11 protein-coding genes are annotated in these 13,716 nt (G+C 67.3%); 4 read left to right on the top strand and 7 right to left on the bottom strand.

Annotated elements, in window-relative coordinates; translation table 11 throughout:
* Nucleotides 1-481: 481 nt before the first annotated feature.
* The 5 genes from ACEQX1_RS14030 to ACEQX1_RS14010 are packed head-to-tail and all read right to left on the bottom strand — an operon-like array spanning nucleotide 482 to nucleotide 5,179.
* On the bottom strand, nucleotides 482-1,762 hold the full coding sequence (locus ACEQX1_RS14030) for a TRAP transporter large permease (RefSeq protein ID WP_370196944.1): 1,281 nt from the start codon (nucleotides 1,760-1,762) through the stop codon (nucleotides 482-484).
* Nucleotides 1,756-2,250 (bottom strand): TRAP transporter small permease, encoded by a 495-nt coding sequence (locus tag ACEQX1_RS14025; RefSeq protein WP_370195293.1) that lies wholly within the window; start codon nucleotides 2,248-2,250, stop codon nucleotides 1,756-1,758. The genes ACEQX1_RS14030 and ACEQX1_RS14025 overlap by 7 nt, the downstream gene beginning before the upstream one ends.
* Nucleotides 2,251-2,280: 30 nt before the next feature.
* The gene (locus ACEQX1_RS14020; RefSeq protein ID WP_370196943.1) at nucleotides 2,281-3,285 is read right to left on the bottom strand and encodes a C4-dicarboxylate TRAP transporter substrate-binding protein; all 1,005 of its coding nucleotides are present in this window, start codon (nucleotides 3,283-3,285) and stop codon (nucleotides 2,281-2,283) included.
* Between the two features lie 29 nt (nucleotides 3,286-3,314).
* Nucleotides 3,315-4,439 (bottom strand): Ldh family oxidoreductase, encoded by a 1,125-nt coding sequence (locus tag ACEQX1_RS14015; RefSeq protein WP_370195291.1) that lies wholly within the window; start codon nucleotides 4,437-4,439, stop codon nucleotides 3,315-3,317.
* Complete coding sequence (locus ACEQX1_RS14010; protein ID WP_187391058.1) at nucleotides 4,436-5,179, bottom strand: SDR family oxidoreductase; 744 nt, start codon at nucleotides 5,177-5,179, stop codon at nucleotides 4,436-4,438. The genes ACEQX1_RS14015 and ACEQX1_RS14010 overlap by 4 nt, the downstream gene beginning before the upstream one ends.
* A 232-nt stretch (nucleotides 5,180-5,411) precedes the next feature.
* Between ACEQX1_RS14010 and ACEQX1_RS14005 the strand changes: the two genes are divergently transcribed.
* A complete protein-coding gene (locus tag ACEQX1_RS14005; protein WP_370193314.1) occupies nucleotides 5,412-6,446 on the top strand; it encodes a GntR family transcriptional regulator in 1,035 nt (344 codons plus the stop codon).
* Nucleotides 6,447-6,533: 87 nt separating this feature from the next.
* Here the strand turns inward: ACEQX1_RS14005 and ACEQX1_RS14000 are convergent, their stop codons facing one another.
* Nucleotides 6,534-8,711 (bottom strand): histidine kinase dimerization/phosphoacceptor domain -containing protein, encoded by a 2,178-nt coding sequence (locus tag ACEQX1_RS14000; RefSeq protein WP_370196942.1) that lies wholly within the window; start codon nucleotides 8,709-8,711, stop codon nucleotides 6,534-6,536.
* 55 nt (nucleotides 8,712-8,766) lie between these two features.
* Here ACEQX1_RS14000 and ACEQX1_RS13995 point away from each other — a divergent pair, with 55 nt between their 5' ends.
* Nucleotides 8,767-9,306: a biliverdin-producing heme oxygenase gene (locus tag ACEQX1_RS13995; RefSeq protein ID WP_370196941.1), complete on the top strand. Its 540-nt coding sequence runs from the start codon at nucleotides 8,767-8,769 to the stop codon at nucleotides 9,304-9,306.
* Between the two features lie 27 nt (nucleotides 9,307-9,333).
* Here the strand turns inward: ACEQX1_RS13995 and ACEQX1_RS13990 are convergent, their stop codons facing one another.
* A complete protein-coding gene (locus ACEQX1_RS13990; RefSeq protein ID WP_370196940.1) occupies nucleotides 9,334-11,712 on the bottom strand; it encodes a bifunctional salicylyl-CoA 5-hydroxylase/oxidoreductase in 2,379 nt (792 codons plus the stop codon).
* A 324-nt stretch (nucleotides 11,713-12,036) separates the two neighbouring features.
* Here ACEQX1_RS13990 and ACEQX1_RS13985 point away from each other — a divergent pair, with 324 nt between their 5' ends.
* Together ACEQX1_RS13985 and ACEQX1_RS13980 are read left to right on the top strand one after the other, a co-directional pair.
* Nucleotides 12,037-13,218 (top strand): ABC transporter substrate-binding protein, encoded by a 1,182-nt coding sequence (locus ACEQX1_RS13985; RefSeq protein ID WP_370195392.1) that lies wholly within the window; start codon nucleotides 12,037-12,039, stop codon nucleotides 13,216-13,218.
* Nucleotides 13,219-13,372: 154 nt separating this feature from the next.
* The coding region (locus ACEQX1_RS13980) for a branched-chain amino acid ABC transporter permease (RefSeq protein WP_370196939.1) at nucleotides 13,373-13,716 on the top strand (344 nt) is incomplete at its 3' end.

Here is a 13,716-nt window from a genome sequence, read left to right as displayed (position 1 = left end):
GTCCGGTCATACCCCGAGGAGGGTCGCTGCAAAGCGGCTCTCGATAGATGATGACGATGGCGGCGCAAAACCGAACCGGTCAGAACAATTTGCCCCGAACCAGTTCTCAGCGGACCGTCCGGCCCGCTCCGGCGCCACCGCCGTCGTCGATGAACGCGATATAGGCCACCCCATCCGGACCTGTCAACGACCTCAGTCGCAAAAACTTCGCAAAAAGTCATTTGGTCGATCGCGGCCCCTGGCGGGCCCCGTACGGCCCCGGAATGCTCGCACCGTTCTAGCCGGTGGGCCCGGCGGTCTATCGTGTGCGAACCACCGCGGATCCCTCGCCTGCACGGGCTCGGCCTGTCCCCTCCCCTGCCGGGCTATTCGCCATGTGCGCGTTATCGGTGGGGTCCGTGTGTGTCCGGATGCGGAGATGAGCCTGCGCCCTTTCGGACGCCCCTCCTTCCAACATGGCCGCCGAACGGCTGGCCGTCCCTCACCCGAAGATCAGGTTCGGCACGAACAGAACGAGCGACGGCAGGAGGATGAGCAGCACGGTCACCGCGACGACCGCCGCCAGGAACGGCGCCGATTCCCGCGTGTACTCGCCGATCGGACAGCGCAGGATCGAGCAGACCGCATACATGGCCGCGCCGACCGGCGGCGTGAAATTGCCGATGGTCGCGGCGATGATGAAGACGATGCCGAAATGCACCGGGTCGGCCCCGAGATCGCGCGCCACCGGCAGGACGATCGGCGTCAGCATGATGATCAGCACCGTCGCATCGATGAAGAAGCCGATGACCACCACCACGACGCAGATCAGGATCATCGCGCCGGTGAGATTGTCGGTCAGCCCGACGATCCAGCCGGCGACGGTCTCGGGCACCTGTTCGAGGACGATGCCGTAGCTGAAGATCGCCGACAGGGCGATCAGGAACATCACCGAGCCGACATCGGCCAGGCTGCTCTCGAGTCCCTCGACGAAACCCTTCATCCGCATCTTGCGATAGACCAAAACGCCGATGAACAGCGCGTAGAGCACGGCGAACGCCCCGATCTCCGACGGGGTGAAGACGCCCATGCGCAGGCCGACCAGCAGGAAGACCGGAAACAGCAGCGCCCAGATGCCGCCGGTGAAGGCCCGCGTGACCTCGCCGAATTTCGGCCGCGTCCGGCGTTGCGGCTGGTAGCCGCGCCGCCGGGCGGTCAGCCAGACGGCAAAGCCGAGCCCGATCCACAGGAGCAGCGCGGGCACGAAGCCGGCGGCGAACAGCCGGCCGATCGAGACCTGGCCGATCGTCCCGTAGAGGATCATGCCGATGCCCGGCGGAATGATCGGCGTCAGCACCGCGCCATAGGACAGGATGCCGGCGGTAAAGCCGCGGGTGAAGCCGCGCCTGGTCATCTCATCGCCGAGCATGCGGCTTTGCATCGCCGCATCGGCGATCGCCGATCCCGACACGCCGCCCATCAGCGCCGACAGCGCCAGCGAGACCTGCGCCAGCCCGCCACGGAGCCGGCCGGTCAGCACCGAGGCGAGGTCGAGCAGCCGCTCGGTGATGCCCGACCGGTTCATGAAATTGCCGGCGACGATGAACAGCGGGATCGCCAGGAGCGCGAAATTCTGGGTCTGGGACACCGTCACCTGCACCGGAATGGTGAAGGGAAGCTCGGGATGCTGGGCGAAGAACAGCGCCCCGGAGATGCCGATCGCAAAGGCGATGGGCATGCCCATCAGGATCAGGACGACGAAGGCGATGGTGACGATCAGCATGACGGCGAAGCGCCCTCGTTACGAACCGCGGCGCGCCGCGCGTCACGGATCTTCAGGAGCGTGGTGACGAGCAGCAGCAGGCAGCCGACCGGCAGGCTCATCGTCACCCAGGAATAGCTGATCCCGGGAATGCCTTGGAAACTGCGCGCCCGGCTGATCCAGGCGAGCAGCGTGCCGGCATAGATGCCGCAGACGAGGAAGACCGCGATCAACCCGTAATTGACGAATTCCAGCGCCCGCCGCACGCCGGCGGGCACCATTTCGGGCAGGATGTCGATCGACATCAGCGCGCCCCTGCGCCAGGCGATGTCGGCGCAGAGGAACGAGGCCCAGGCGAAGGCGCAGGTGGCCAGATCGATGGTCCAGTTGATCGGCGTGTGCATCATCCGGGCGACGCCGCCGGCGAAGATGAGCGCGACCATGGCCATCAACAGGACGCCGGCGAGGAATGCCTCAGCCCGCAGGATGAACCGATAGAGGCTTGGCATGGATCTCCCCGCCGGCGTCGCGTCGGACCGTTACTGGCCCGCCTTGATGCCGATCTCTTCCTGGACCTTGTTCTTCGCCTCGACGAGACCCAGCGTCTCGTAGGCTTTTTCGCCGGCCGCCCGGAAGGCATCCATGTCGACGTCCTCGACGATCGTCATGCCCCGCTCCTTCAGGGTCGCCTTGGCCGTCTGCGTCGCCTCCTCGATCTCCGCCGAGGTTGCCTGGCCGGCGGCGCGGCATTCCTCGACCAGCGCGGTCTGGTATTCCGACGGCAGGCCGTCGAACCATTGCGAGCTGACCACCTGGAAATTGGTCAGGAGGATATGCTTGGTCTCATTGGCGTGGTCGACGACCTCGTTGAGGTTGGCTGCGGTGATGTTGGGATAGACGAGCTCGGCCCCGTCGATCGCCCGCTGCTGCAGGCCGGGATAAACGTCGCCGAAATTCATCGCCACCGGCTCGGCGCCCAGTGCCCGGATCGATTCCTGCCAGATCGGGGCCGGCGGGGTGCGGATGCGCTGGCCGCTCAGGTCCTCCGGCGTGCGCACCGGCGCGTTGGTGTAGAAATTGCGAAAACCCTGCACCCAATCGAAGCACACGACCTTCAGCCCGTGCTGTTCGGCAAGTCCGGCCTGCCATTCCTGCATGGTGGGCGAATCCGCCAGCTTGAAGGATTCTTCCAGCGAGCCGACGAAATAGGGCCCGTTCACCACCGCGATGCCCGGGACATAGGTGCCGAGCCGCGCGGCGTCGGTGTTCTGGCCGATATTGGCGCCCTGGCGGATCTGCTCGATGATGTCTTCCTCAACGCCGAGCTGGGCGCTGTGGAAGACCTGGATCGTCAGCCCGCCATCGGTACGCTCCTTCACCCGCTCCGCCCAGGCCTCGAAGCCCTTGTGGAACGGCTCGTTGGGGCCGAGCACATGGTTGAAGCGCAGCTCGAAACTGTCCTGCGCGAACACTGCCCCTTGCGCGAAGAGGCCGAGCCCCACCGCGAGAGACAGCGTCTTCAGATGCCTTGCCAGCACGCTCATTGTCGATCCTCCCTGTTGCGATCTCGTGGTCAGCTTGCGCCCGTCTGCGCGGGCGGCATCGAGCCGGACCCGGCTGTTGCCGGCATCTCCAGCCCGTACCGGTCCGCCAGGGACCGGAACTCTGTCATCGTCGCCGGATCCACCGGCGCGCCATAGGCGGTGCGCCGCTCCGCCTCGGCCCATTCGCGGTCGCCCGGCGCCATGACCTCAGCGCCGCGTGCGGTCGCGCTGGCGCGCAGTTCGCCGACATAGCGACGCATGCCGCGATCGAATATCTCCCGGTCGACGAAGGCATCGGTGCGCACCGCCATGACGAAGGCGCCGAGCCCGCGCGGGGTCGACAGGTCCGGCCCGCCCATCGGCAGAAGGTCGAAGCTCAGCCCCATGCCGCTGAGGACGGCGCTGAAGATCTCGACCAGGCCGGCAAGGCCCGCGCCCTTGAAGCCGAAGGCCGCGCCCAGCGGCGCCAGCATCTCGACCGCCGCGGGATCCGCCGTATTCCGGCCCTCCGCATCCGAGGCGACCGCCTCCGGCAGGTCCACGCCGAGGCTCTCGTAGAGTTTGACGCGGTTGTAGGGAATTGCGCTGGTGGCCATGTCAAGCAGCCAGGGCGCCCCGTCCGGATTGGGAATGGCGCAGGCGATCGGATTGGTGCCGTGGAAGCGGCGCGCCCCGCCATGCAGCCGCACGAAGGCATCGGAATTGCACATGACGATGCCGATGGCCCCGCGCTCGGCCGCCGCCAGCGCATAGGCGCCAGCCGGGCCGAAATGCGAGGATTTGCGGATCGCCACCGCGCCGATACCCTGGCCGCCGGCGATCTCGACCGCCCGGTCCATGGCGCTGTAGGTGGCCAGCGCACCATGGGCGTCGTCGGCGTCGAGCGTAGCGACTGCACCGCCCTTGGAAGAGAAGGAAAGCGTCGGCCGCGGGTTGACGCGCCCCTCGCGCAGCACCGTCGCATAATGCGGCAGGAGCCGGACGCCATGGCTGTCGACGCCGCAGCGCGACCCGTGGATCATCGCCCGCGTCGCCGCCTCGGCCGTCGCATCGTCGGCGCCGACCGCCGACAGGACGGCGGTACAGAAGCGGGCAAGCTCCTCGAGCCCGATGCGGCCGCCGTGGCGGCCGGTCTGGTCGGCGACCGCGCTCACAGGGTCTGCCCGCCGTCGACGACCAGGATCTGGCCGGTGGTGAAGGCCGCATCGTCGGCGGCGAAATACAGTGCCGCGGCCGCCATTTCGGAGACCTCGCCCAGGCGCCCGATCGGCTGGCGCTCGGCAAATTCGCGGCGGGTGGCCTCGGGATCGGCGCTGGCCGCGATGCGGGATTCGAGCGATGGCGAGGCCGTGGTTCCGGGGCACAGCGCATTGACGCGCACGCCGGTGCGGATGACGTCCCGCGCGACCTGCTTGGTCAGGCCGATCACCGCCGCCTTGCTGGCGCCGTAGGCGGCGCGGTTGGCGACGCCGGTAATGCTGGAAGCGACCGAGGCGACATTGATGATCGAGCCGCGCCCGCGGGCGATCATCCCGGGCAATGCGGCGCGGATGGTGCGGAAACAGGAGGTGGCGTTCTGCTCCAGGCTCTTCGCCCAATCCTCCTCGCTGCAGTCGAGAATGCTGCCGTTGTGAACCCAGCCGGCGCAATTGACCAGGATGTCCAGATCACCCGCAGCGGCGATCGCCGCCTGCACGGCGTCCCGATCGGTGACGTCGAGACCGACCGGCGTGATCGACGGCGCCAGACGTGGCAGGTCGTCCATCTTGGCAAGGGTGCGGCTGGCAGCAACGACAGCCGCACCCTCCTCGGCGAACAGGAGCGCGATGGCACGGCCCATCCCCTGGCCGGCCCCCGTCACGAATGCTCGCCGCCCTTCGAGCCGTCCGCTCATTCCCGTTCCTCCCTGCCACGAGCCCCCGCTCGATGTCATATGTCTACACTATACATATCAACATCGGCGAGAAAAGGGGGAGAACGCCGGCGGATAGCCGGGCGATCGCAAGTGCTTGTGAAGCAGCGAGTGCGACGATCGCGTTCCGGGGCCGGCATTCGGTTTGACGCCATGGGCGACATTCGAAACACTTTGGCACCGGCCGAATCCACCGGGTTGCGAGGGAGACACGATGCCTGAGGGGCACGCCGAAAGGGTCCAGGACATCGATGCGGAGAGCGTCTCCGGCGTCACGCCGCGTCTCTACGAGCGGGCGACGCAGCTCATCGCCGAACAGATCCGCGACGGCACCCTGCCAGCGTCGGATCGCCTCACCGAATCGCTGCTGGCCGAGCGGCTCGGCATCAGCCGTGCGCCCGTGCGCCGCGCCTTGTCGGAACTGGAGCAGCAGGGCCTCGTCAAACGCGTGAAGGGCAAGGGCTATGCCGTCCTGGCCGGCAGCGCATCAACACGAAAGGCCCCCTCGCCCGGCGATACGGCGTCGCCGGCCCATGACGGCAGCCCGCTGCAATCCTCGCCGAGCTGGGAGCGGATCTATGGCGAGGTCGAGGACCAGGTGATCGCCCGGATCTCCTTCGCCAGCTGGCGGGTCAACGAGGCGCGGCTCGCCCGCCACTACGGCGTCAGTCGCACCGTGGCGCGCGACGTGGTCGGCCGCCTGCAGCAGCGCGGCGTGCTGCGCAAGGATGATCGCGGTCGCTGGTACGCGCCGGCGCTGACGCCCGACCATATCGCCGAACTCTACGAATTGCGCTCGATTCTCGAGCCGATCGCCCTGACCAAGGCGGCGCCCCAGGCGCCGGCGTCACTGCTGACGCAGATGCGGACCCGGCTGGAAGAAGCGATGGCGGCGGGCGATGTCACCGGCGCGACGCTCGACGCGCTGGAGAAGGATCTCCACGTCACGCTGCTCGATTTGTCGGGCACCTATGCGCTGATGCAGGCGATCACCCTGCCGCAGTCGCTGCTGATCGCCCACCGGTTCCTCTATCGCTGGACGCCGCGGCTGTTCGACGCCGAACCGTTCCTGCCCGAGCATGTGGCGGTGATCGACCATCTGCTGGCCGGCGAGACGGACAAAGCCGCGAAGGCGCTGGCCGACCATCTGATCATCTCGGGCGATCGCGCGATTTCCCGCGTCGATCTCATCCGCCGCGAGTTCGACGCCGAGGATCTGTCTTATCTGGAACGCCTGCCGGCGGATTGATGCCGGCCGGGACGCCATTGCCGCCGGGCGGCTGCACGGCGCGCGACAGATCTGGCGGCGAAGAACGCCGCCGCGGCGCAACTCGCCTCAGCCCTGGTGCAGGGCTCGCTCGACCGGTGCGCTGACCGTGGTGACGAGACCGGGCCGGTTTCCGGCCTCCTCCAGCGTGCCCTCGATCTGGTCGACCATCGCGCGCATCATCTTCGAGCCGAAGCCCTGATGGTCGCGCGACTTGCCGGCACCCCGATCCGAAACGGCCAGCCGGAACCGGCCGAGATGCTGGTCGAGGCGGATCGCCAGCGGACCGGCCTTTCCGTCATAGGCGTATTTCTGCGTGTTGATCACCAGTTCGGTCATGATCAGCCCGACATGGACGGCCCGGTCGGCCGCGATCTGGACTGGCGCGAGGTCGAGCCGCGCGCGTTCCGCCCAGGCCCCGTCCATCGACGATGCAAGGTCCGTCCACAGGTCGCGGATGTAGCGTGAGAGGTCGACGATCTCGACGCTTTCGCCCGAATAGAGCCGCCGGTGGACGAGCGCGACCGCGTTCAGTCGGCGCTGCGCTTCCGACAGCTGGCTTTTCGTCGCCGCGTCGTCGAGGTCGCGGGCCTGCATGCGCAGGAAGGCGGCGACCAGCTGCAGGCTGTTCTGGACGCGGTGATTCACCTCCCGCAGCAGGAAGCCCTTCTGCTGCAGGAGCAGCTGGTTCTCGCGCACGGTCTCTAGGAGATCGCGGTTCAGCTCCTTCAGCCGGATCGCCTGACGGCGCTCGCGCAGCAGCCGGCCGACGCGGCTGGCCGATTCCACCTCGGCGATCGACCAGGGCCGCGACCGGCCACGGACCGTGTCGCTCCAGGTCTCGAAGGACGACCGCGGCGTCAGCACGGCATTCGGATCGGTCGAGGCGCCCTTGTGGGGATTGCCGGCCCATTCGACGGTCTCGATCTTTTCGGCCCGCAGCCAGATCAGGCAGATAGGCGTCTCGGTCGACAGCGAGACCGCGAGGAGACCGCTGGCGAGCGACTGGAACGCCTCGGCCTCGGGCAAATGCAGCGCCAGCCGGTCGGTGAGAAACGGGAACGGCGCCGCCTTGTCCTTGACCCACTCTCCGATCGTGCGGAGGTCGGCCTCGTCCGGGCAGCGACCGAAAGTCGAGATCTGGGTGCCGGACAGGACGGCCAGGCCGTCGGCCCCGAGCATCCGGCAAAGCTCCGAGCCGGCCCCCTCCACGAAGCTCTCGAAGCTGGATTCCGGGTCATAGAGCGCCAGCGCCGTATCCTCGCTCGCCCGGATCCGGACCCGCTCGCGCGTCAGTTCCGCCTCGTCCTTGGCGGCAATCTGCTGGGACAGCGTATGGGCGAGGATGCGGCAGGCGGTGCGGTCCGAGAGCGAGATGGCCTTCGCCTCGTCGTGATGGCAGGCCACCAGCCCCCACAGATGCCCGTCCATGACGATGGAGATCGAGGCCGAGGCCCCGACGGCCATGTTCTGCAGATAGCGGATATGGATCGGCGAGACGCTGCGCAGCCCGACATCCGACAGATCGACCTCCGAAAGCCCCGGATCGGCGGCCCGGATCGGCGCCGGCTCGTAGCAGACATCGGGAATCACCCGGATCCGGTTGCGGATATAGAGGGCCCGCGCCTGCTTCGGAATGTCCGTCGCCGGGAAATGGTGATTGAGGAAGGAGACGAGATGCGCGGCCCGATCCTCGGCCACCACCGAGCCGGCGCCGTCCTCGTGAAAGCGATAGATCATCACCCGGTCGTAGCCGGTGATCGCGCGGAACTGCTGGACCGCCGCTTCGCAGAGATCGAGGAGGTCATGGGTCCGGGCGAGGGCCGCACCGGCCTCCTCGATCCGGGTGAAGATGCGCGCGGTGCTCGCGCCCGCACGCTCCGCGTCTTCCAGCTCGATCAGCAGATACTCGCCGGTGCGGTGCGCGACACCGTCCAGCGAGTTCTCCAGCCCGGTCACCGGATCGAGCACCGCGGAGGTCTCGTCCTCGATCCCCAGGGCGATTTCCACCGCCGCGCTGCCGATGAGACTGGCGAGCGGCCGCCCGAGCCATTGCGGCGCGAGCCGGCCCTCGATGTCGCCCGCACCCGCCACGACGTCCAGCGTGCCCCGGTCGGCGACCAGCAGCATGCCGTGCGGCTGAATGGAGCCGGGAATATGGATGGGTTCGCGGTCGCAGAGCGTCAGCTCGCCCTCGGAAACCGCGCGCAGGGAGTCTTGCAGACTGGCGGGGATATCTGCTTTCACCTGTGGCCTCCTGTCGACGTCGGACGGGAACGTGTCACGAGCGACGGATCACTGCATGCCACCACCGAACGGGACGCTTTCCGAACGCCTGCGCACGGAAACTGCGTCACTGCATTTGCGGGTCGACACCGCCTTCAGTGCCTTCGACCTCTCAACACGGTCCGGTTATGGCGGTTTCCTGCGAGCCCATGCAAGGGCGCTGCCCGCCGTGGAGGCAATCGTCGCCGCCGGCATTTCCGTAGCCGCGACCCGTTCCCGCACCGATCTGGCAGTCGCCGATCTGCAGGAACTCGGCATCGACATTCCGCCGTCGGCGCCCTTCGACGGCCCCGCGTCGCCGGTCGCGGCGCGCGGCATCCACTATGTTCTGGAGGGCTCGCGGCTCGGCGGCGCGGTGCTGCAACGCCGTGTGCCGGTCGCCTATCCGCGCCGCCTCCTCTCGGCGCGCCACGAGCGGGGCGGCTGGCGGAGCGTGCTCGCCGACCTCGATGGTTGGGGCGAAGGCCAGGACGAGACCACGATCGCCAGCGCGATCGCGGCCGCCGCCGCCTGCTTCGCCCTGTTCGAACACTCCGCCCTCGCCGAGGCCGGCTAGCCGGCCGGCCCGACTCGGCAGCCTGCTCTACTCGGCGGCCTGACGCGCCGGCGAATCGCTCGCATCGGCGTCGTGCGGCCGCGGACGGGCCTTGCGCCGCAGTTCGATCTCCTGCGCCCGCTTCTTGGTCAGCTCGCGATGCGCCTGGTCGCGGCCCGAGATATATTGCTTCGGCCAGGGCTGGTTGCGGGTATCGTACCAGGCCGCCGCCTCGCGGCTGAAATACGGGTTCCACATATGCGGACGGCCGAGCGCGACGATGTCGGCGCGGCGGGTGTGCAGGATGGTGTTCACCTGCGCCGCCTCGGTGATGGCGCCGACCGCCATCACCGCCATCTTCGGCACGTTGCGGATCGCCTCGGCGAACTGCACCTGGAACATCCGGCCGTAGACCGGTGCCTGATCCGCCACGGTCTGGCCTGCCGACACGTCGATCAGGTCGCAGCCGGCGGCAGCGAAGGCCTCCGAGATCGCAAAGACGTCCGCCTCGCTGATCCCGCCCTCGGCCCAGTCGGTGGCCGACAGGCGCACCGACATCGGCTTGTGAGCCGGCCAGGCCGCCCGCATCGCGGCGAAGACCTCCAGCGGGTAGCGCAGCCGGTTTTCCACCGAGCCGCCATAGGCGTCGTCGCGATGGTTGGTCAGCGGCGACAGGAAGGAGGCCAGCAGATAGCCGTGGGCGCAGTGCAGCTCCAGCATATCGAAGCCGGCCCGGTCGGCCCGCTCCGTCGCCTGGACGAAATCCGCGGTGATCCGGTCCATCTCCGCCCGGTCCAGCGGCTTCGGCACCTGGCTGATGCCGTCGTGATAGGGCAGTGGCGAGGCCGAGACGATCGGCCAGTTCGCCGCCTTGTCGGCCAGCGGCATGTCCATCTTCTCCCAGCCGAGCTGGGTGGACCCCTTGCGCCCGGCATGACCGAGCTGCAGCACCATCTTCGACGTCGAATTGGCGTGGACGAAGCCGACGATCCGCTTCCACTGCGCTTCCTGCGCGTCGGTCCACAGGCCCGTGCAGCCCGGCGTGATCCGCGCATCGGCCGAGGGGCAGGTCATCTCGGTGAAGATCAGCCCGGCCCCGCCCAGCGCATGGGAGGAGTAGTGGACGAAGTGCCAGTCGGTCGGGTTGCCGTCCGCATCGGCCGAATATTGCGCCATCGGCGACATGGCGACCCGGTTCTCGATCGTCATCTCCCGCAGCTTGAACCGCGTGAACATCGGCGTTGGCCGGCTCTTGCGGTAATCCTCGCCGGTTTCGCGATAGACCCGCTCGTAGAAGGCGGTGTCGACGGCTTCGACGAAGCCGGGATCGCGCACGATCAGATTGTCGTAGGTGATCGCCTTGGCCCGGCACATCACCACCATGGCGAACTGTTCGGGCTCCATGTCCCAGGAACGGTTCATGTGCTCGAACCAGGCCAGCGACACATCGGCATTGTGCTGGGTGATCTGGCAGGGCGTGCGCCGCGCGTCCTCATAGGCCGCGAAGGCGGCCGGAACGTCGGACGGGCCATGGGCCACCACCGCATCCGACAGCGAGATGGCGCATTCCATGGCGAGCTTGGTGCCCGAGCCGATGGAATAATGCGCCGAGGCCTTGGCGTCGCCGAGGAGTACGATGTTATCGTGAGACCAGCGATTGCAGAAGATGCGCGGAAACTGCCGCCAGTTCGACCGGTTCAGGAGCAGCGGATGGCCCTGCAACTCGTCGGCATAGAGCGCTTCCAGCACCGCCTTCGACGCCGCCTCGTCCATGCCGTCGAAGCCGTGGCCGCGCCAGCAGGCGTCGTCCATCTCGAAGATCCAGGTCGAGCGGCCCGCCTCGTACTGGTAGGTGTGGGCACAGATGATGCCGTGTTCGGTCTGCCGGAAGAAATAGTTGAACTCGTCCATCGGCCGGGTCGAGCCCATCCAGCAGAAGCGGTTCGACTTGATCGCCACATCCGGCTCGAAGGCCGTGCGGAAATGCTCGCGGATGCGCGAATTCACGCCGTCCGCCGCCACGATCACGTCGGAATCGGCAAAGCGCGTGGCGATCTCCTCCGGCGGCACCGACACGCCGAAATGCAGGCCGATCCCCTCCTCCCGGCAGCGCTGCTGCAGGATGGCGAGGAGCTTCATCCGCGAGATGCCGGCAAAGCCGTTCCCGGCGCAGCGCATCTCGCGCCCGTCCTTGTGAATGGCGACGTCGTCCCAATAGGCGAATTCATGGCGGATGCGGTCGAAGGACGGCCGGTCGCGCGACAGGAATTCGTGCAGCGTCTCGTCGGAGAAGACGACACCGAAGCCGAACGTGTCCTCGGCCTGGTTCTGCTCGTAGATGTCGATCGACCAGTCGGGCCGCTGCTTCTTGGTGAGCAGCGCGAAATAGAGGCCGCCGGGGCCGCCGCCGATTACGGTGATGCGCATCGCTGCTCTCCTGTAGGCGGGACCGACACCCGCAACAAGATATTTTAGAGTTAAACTATCGCCGTGGAGCGGGGCATGGGTCAAGGCGTCGCGGCGAGATTCTCGGTGCCGCCCGTCCTCACCGCAGTGCATTCACAGCCGCCGCACTGCAGCATAATTAGGCACGCCCAAAAAATCGGCCAATCCGGTTGCGAGGCACTATTTTATGTGTAAACTAATTCTCGGATCGGGGCGCAGAGGCGCCGCGCCGCATGCCGAACAAGGGGCACGGACCGCCAAGGCGGGGCCGGATCTGCCGCAGAAACTTTGCATGGAGATGCAGGAATGACAATGATCCGCACCGTCGCCCTCGGCCTTCTGGCGGCCACCGCCCTGACCGGCAGCGCGCTCGCGCAGGACACCGCCGACGACAAGCTCAAGGTCGGCCTGATGTTCACCCTGTCCGGCCCGGCCGCGGTGCTCGGCGAACAGGGCCGCGACGGCTTCATGCTGGCGGTCGAAACGATGGGCGGCAAGCTCGGCGGCCTCGAGACCGAGATCACCACCGTCGACGACGAGCTGAAGCCCGACATCGCCGCCAACAAGGCCCGCGAGCTGGTCGAGCGGGACGATGCTGACTTCGTCGTCGGGCCGATCTTCTCCAACATCCTGATGGCCATCGCCAAGCCGGTCACCGACGGCGGCGCCTTCCTGATCAGCCCGAATGCCGGCACCTCGAACTTCGCCGGCGCCGAGTGCAACGCCAACCTCTTCGTCTCGTCCTACCAGAACGACCAGGTCCACGAGGTGCTCGGCAAATATGCTCAGGACACCGGCTACAAGCGGCTCTTCCTGCTGGCGCCGAACTATCAGGCGGGCAAGGATTCGCTCGCCGGCTTCAAGCGTTCCTACAAGGGCGAGGTGGTCAACGAGATCTACACCCCGCTCGGCCAGCTCGACTTCTCGGCCGAACTCGCGCAGATTGCTGCCGAGCAGCCCGATGCGGTCTTCACCTTCATGCCCGGCGGCATGGGCGTGAACCTCGTCAAGCAGTACCGCCAGGCCGGCCTCGACAACATCCCGTTCCTCTCCGCCTTCACCGTCGACGAGACGACGCTGCCGGCCCAGCAGGACGCGGCCGTCGGCTTCTTCGGCGGCGCCAACTGGGCGCCGGACATGGACAACGAGCAGTCCAAGGCCTTCGTCGCGGCATATGAGGAAAAATACGGCAGCGTGCCGGGCACCTACGCCATGCAGGCCTATGACGCGGCCCAGATGATCGACAGCGCCATCAAGGCGGCCGGCGGCGACCTTTCCGACAAGGACGCCCTGCGCGCCGGCCTGAAGGCGGCCGATTTCCAGTCCCTGCGCGGCGACTTCTCCATCGGCGACAACCACTACCCGATCCAGGACTTCTATCTGGTCAAGGTCGCCAAGCGCGACGACGGCAAGTACCAGACCCAGATCGAGCAGAAGATCTTCGACGACTACCAGGACAATTACGCCGCCGACTGCAAGATGCAGTAACCGGCAGCCTCCGGCTCCGGCTCGCCAGGTGCGGGCCGGAGCCTGAACGACCCAAGACCCACGTCGCGCATGCGACTTCCGGCGCGAGCCGGACCCTGCGACGAACCACACGCCCCCGCCCGGTGAACGAGCGGTCGCGGCAGCGGGACCCGGCATGCTCAATCTCTTTCTGCTCCAGGCGCTCAACGGCCTCCAGTTCGGCATCCTGCTGTTTCTGGTCGCGGCCGGCCTGACCCTGATCTTCGGGATCATGGACCTGATCAATCTCGCCCATGGCGTGCTCTACATGGTCGGCGCCTATCTGGTCGCGACCCTGACGGCCTATACCGGCGACTTCTTCCTCGGCCTCGCGCTGACCATTCCGGCGACGCTGCTCTTCGGGATCATCCTCGAAGTGCTGATCTTCCGCCGCCTCTACGACCGCGACCATCTCGACCAGGTGCTGGCGACCTTCGGCCTGATCCTGATCCTCAACGAGGGCGTCCAGATGCTGTGGGG

Source organism: Aurantimonas sp., from assembly GCF_964217435.1.
GTDB classification, from domain to species: Bacteria; Pseudomonadota; Alphaproteobacteria; order Rhizobiales; family Rhizobiaceae; genus Aurantimonas; species Aurantimonas coralicida.
This window is presented reverse-complemented; position numbering and strand designations above follow the sequence as displayed.